Below are 236 nucleotides of genomic sequence, written 5' to 3' on the forward strand. Positions count from 1 at the left end.
GTCGCTGTTCACCTACAGCGATCCGTTCAGCAGCGCTGCGAGCCAATATGACGTCTGGAACACGGGTACGGGAGGCGGGCACTTCGTTCTGAACGGGGCGGTGCTGTCGACCAACCAGGACAATTACGTCACGGCTGCCCAGTTGGCGTCGCTGAGCTATCAATCCGGTTCGGGAGCGGACACGCTGTGGGTCCGCGCGAATGACGGCACCGTCTGGGGAGCATGGTCGAGTGCCT

Annotated in this window: 1 protein-coding gene; it reads left to right on the forward strand. The window is 62.7% G+C overall.

Annotated elements, in window-relative coordinates:
- Nucleotides 1–236, forward strand: a 236-nt coding sequence (locus tag ACZ3HG_RS24850) for a hypothetical protein (RefSeq protein ID WP_465335213.1), incomplete at both ends; no start/stop codon positions are given.

The organism is Erwinia sp. PME.40.26/001 (genome assembly GCF_055556675.1).